The organism is Longimicrobium sp. (assembly GCF_036280135.1).
In the GTDB taxonomy this organism is placed as follows: domain Bacteria; phylum Gemmatimonadota; class Gemmatimonadetes; order Longimicrobiales; family Longimicrobiaceae; genus Longimicrobium.
The window spans coordinates 1-3,836 of sequence record NZ_DASURI010000949.1; the positions used below are offsets into that span (position 1 = coordinate 1).

Annotated in this window: 4 protein-coding genes; all 4 read right to left on the reverse strand. The window is 68.0% G+C overall.

The features are described from left to right. On the reverse strand, positions 1–992 hold a 992-nt coding region (locus tag VFZ20_RS30525), incomplete at its 3' end, for an acyclic terpene utilization AtuA family protein (protein ID WP_329687753.1). A gap of 148 nt (positions 993–1,140) precedes the next feature. Next, positions 1,141–1,800: a Uma2 family endonuclease gene (locus VFZ20_RS30530; RefSeq protein ID WP_329687754.1), complete on the reverse strand. Its 660-nt coding sequence runs from the start codon at positions 1,798–1,800 to the stop codon at positions 1,141–1,143. A 53-nt stretch (positions 1,801–1,853) separates the two neighbouring features. Further along, positions 1,854–2,537, reverse strand: coding sequence for a Uma2 family endonuclease (locus tag VFZ20_RS30535; protein ID WP_329687755.1), 684 nt, complete (start codon positions 2,535–2,537; stop codon positions 1,854–1,856). A gap of 353 nt (positions 2,538–2,890) precedes the next feature. Next, a partial coding sequence (locus VFZ20_RS30540; RefSeq protein ID WP_329687756.1) for a carboxyl transferase domain-containing protein occupies positions 2,891–3,836 on the reverse strand: 946 nt, incomplete at its 5' end.

The following is a 3,836-nucleotide window of genomic DNA, read 5'->3' on the forward strand; positions in this document are numbered from 1 at the left end:
GTGCCCGTGGCCTTGTAGCCGTCGCTGTAGGCGATGCTCACCTTGAGCATGTCCGTGGCCTTGCCCGCGCTGCGCACACCGTGCACCCGCACCCGGTCCGGGCCCGCGTCCTCCAGCCGGATGGTGGTAAAGTCGGCGATCACGTCCGGCGTGATGTAGCTGCGCGGGTCGCCCATCTCGTAGACGAGCTGCTCCTTGACCGTGGGCACCGTCACCCGGCCGCCCGTGCCGTCGTGCTTGGTGACGACGAACGAGCCGTCCGGCGCCGCCTCGATGATGGGATAGCCGATGTTGCCCAGGTCCGGGATGGTGCGCCAGTCCACCAGGTGGTTGCCGCCGGAGGCCTGTGCGCCGCACTCGTTGATGTGGCCGGCGACCACGCCCGCCGCGATGCGGTCGTAGTCCTCCAGGTCCCAGCCGAACTCGTGGATCATGGGCCCGTACGTGAGCGCCGTGTCCGTGGAGCGGCCCGTGATCACCACGTGCGCGTCCTGGCGCAGCGCTTCCACGATGGGCCGCGCGCCGATGTACGCGTTGGCGCTCTGCACGCGGTCCAGCACCGTGGACAGGGGCTCGCCCGTCTCCATGTTCCGCAGCTCCACCCCGCGCGACTGCAGCTCCGGCAGCCGCTCCAGGATGTCGTCGCCCGTGATCATGCCGATGCGCGCGCGGCCGCCCAGCCCCGCCCGGCGCGCCTCTTCGACCACGGCGTCGCGGCAGCCGGCGGGGTTCACGCCGCCGGCGTTGGCCACCACGCGGATGTTGCGCTCCACCACGGCCGGCAGGATCTCGCCCATGAGCGGCACGAAGTCGCGCGCGTAGCCCGCGGCCGGGTTGCGGCTGCGCTGCTTCTGCATGATCGACATGGTGACCTCGGCCAGGTAGTCGAGCATCAGGTAGTCGATGGGGCCGCCCTCCACCTGCTGCTTGGGCGCGTCCAGCTGGTCACCCCAGAAGCCCTGGCCACTGGCGATGCGGATGGTCTGTTTCATCAGCAGGTCGAGAGATGTCGGTCCTGGTGCAACGCGCGGGAGCGTCCCGCCGCGGGCAGGTTCCGGTCCAAAAACAGTCCGGAGGCCGCGCGTGCAGCCTCCGGCAGTCATATATCACCCGCCCCGCCGCGACGGCAACCCGGGCGGGCTACCGCAGCAGGTCATCAACGTGCACTTCTGTACCCAATCCGGGCGAGACGAAGGAGGCGCCCCGTGGATGCTCGGAGACGTCCTGGTAATCTCCCGCGAGCGGGCGCAGGTGGAGCACCACCGTGCGGGTGCTCAGGTCCACCACCCAGTATTCCGCGATCTCGCCGCGCGCATAGAGCTCACGCTTCCCCGATCGATCGTACAAAGCAGATGAATCCGCTACTTCCACGGCCAGCACGCACGCGGCCGGACGCGGCAGCTTTCCACGGATCTCCGCCGCCCTGCGCAACACCACCAGATCGGGGACGGGCTCCGCACCGTCCAGCTTGACGGCAGCCTGTGCCGCCACTCGAAGCCCAGGACCGACGACGGAGTCAAGGTAGTCATCGATGTCGAAAACCACGGTTTGGTGCTGGCCGCCCATCGGCGTCATCTGGATCACCTCACCATCGATGAGCTCCACGCGTTCATCGTCGCCGATGACGCCGATCTCACCCAGCCTGTGGTAGTCCTCGCTGGAAAACCGAACGGGAGCGCCTGCCTGGTACGGAACGCCGCTGATGAGCGCGATCCCACGACGGGGAACGAGGCACGCCTGGGCCATGCGGGCGAGCTGCTGCTCGCTGAACCGGTACGGCTGCGCGAATTGAACGGCCATGACGTCCCTTCCTTCACCACTGCAAAGTGTTCGACAGCAAGGATCTGCCTCTCTCAGGCCGGCCCCAGCACCTCTTCCACGCGCACGTCCCGCCCGGTGAGGGCGGGAGAGGTGAACGCCTGGCCATACCCGTACCGGCGCACGTCCGAGTATTCCCCACCCACGGGAGCAAGATGCACCATGACACCCGGGCGGTTCACGTCCACGATCCAGTACTCCGGGATGGCGGCCCGGGCATACAGCTCCGCCTTGCCGAGGTCCCGTGCCATCGAGCTGTCCGCCACCTCGACGACCAGCAGGGCATCCCACGGCCCCGCTTTCCGGTTGCGATAACGGTCCTCGGACATGCGCAGGAGCACCAGGTCAGGTACCGGCCCCTCCCCCGTGTGGAACTTCAGCGGGCTCTGGACACGGACGATGCCGTGTCCCCGCATCTGGCTCCACAGGTACTCGCCGATCAGGTCGACCGTATACATGTGACGATCCCCGATGGGTGTCATGCGGACGAGCTCTCCGTCGACGAGTTCTATGCGCTCGTCCTCATCCAGGATCCCCCCGGCGACCATCCGCTCCCAGTCCTCGTACGTCCACCGGCGCGGCGTTCCCCAGATGTTCCTCTCCCGTACCTCGCCGTCGATCAGCTCCACCCCGAACTCGGGCAGAATGCCCAGCTCACCCATGCGGACGCATTCGTCCCACGTGAACGACCTGCGGGCGGGGGTGGCGGCCGTTTGCATTGGCGGCTCCTGGGGTGCGTTGCTTCGGTCCGACGGAAGCGGATGAGACGACATTCGAACGCTCCAAGTTTAAAAGCCAACGCGCGCTGACGTCAACCGTGTACACTTTATGCCACCGCGCGTACCTCAAGCGCAATCCACTGCAGCGCTTCAGGTTACGACCCACCCATCTTCGCGCGCCGTGATCCGGGCTGCTTCTGAGAGCACTCGAACGATGCGTATGCAGCCATCGCGGGAGCAAGTCCTACGCAAGACGCATGGAGCCCGGGCGTGCAGGGCTCTATCCCGTATGCAAAAACGGCAGCCGGAGAGCCCGGCTGCCGTTCCTGCTTCGTCTCGAATACCTGTCCAGCCTACGCGCCTGGCGGCAGCACGAACGCGCCCAGGTGCGGGCCGGGGTTGTTGAGCGAGGTGCGCAGCGCCAGCGACAGCGTGGCCCGCGTCTCGTCCGGCAGGATCACGGCGTCCACGAAGCCGCGCGCCGCCGCGAACTTGGCGTCCAGCTGCTGGTCGTAGTCCGCGCGGACGGCCGCCATCTTCGCCACCAGCTCCTCGTCGGGCTGTTTGCCCTGCTTCTTGAGCTCCTCCAGCTGCGGGCCAAAGAGCGCAGCCACGGCGCTGTCGCCCTCCATCACCCCCATGCGCCCCGTGGGCCACGTGAAGATGAAGTCCGGGTCGAAGCCCTGCCCCGCCATGGCGTAGTACCCCGCGCCCGACGCGTGGTTGACCGTCAGCACGATCTTGGGCACGCCGGCCGTGGCCATGGCCTCCACGAAGCGGGCGCCCGCGCGGATGATCCCCGAGTGCTCCGCCTGCGAGCCCACCATGAAGCCGCTCACGTCCTGCACGAACAGGATGGGCGTGCCGTGGCGCGACAGCGTCTCGATGAAGAACGCCACCTTGTCGGCCGAGTCGGCGTAGATGATGCCGCCGAACTTGGGCGGGCCGCCGTGCGGGTCCTTGAGCATGCCCCGCGCGTTGGCGATCACGCCCACGGGAATGCCGCCGATGCGCGCATGGCCGCAGATCATCTCCGGCGCGTAGTCCGCCTGGAACTCGTCCAGGGCGCCGCCGTCCAGGATGCACCCCAGCACCTGGCGCACGTCGTACGGCTGCTTGTGGTCCGGCGGCAGCAGGTCGTACAGCTCCACCTCCGGCCGCGCGGGCGGCTTTGCGTCGCCGATGGGCAGGGCCGACGCATCGCGCGGCAGCTGCTTGACGAGGTCGCGGATCTTGGCGATGCAGGTGCGGTCATCGGGCGTGCGGTAGTGCGCCACGCCGCTGATGGCGTTGTGCGTG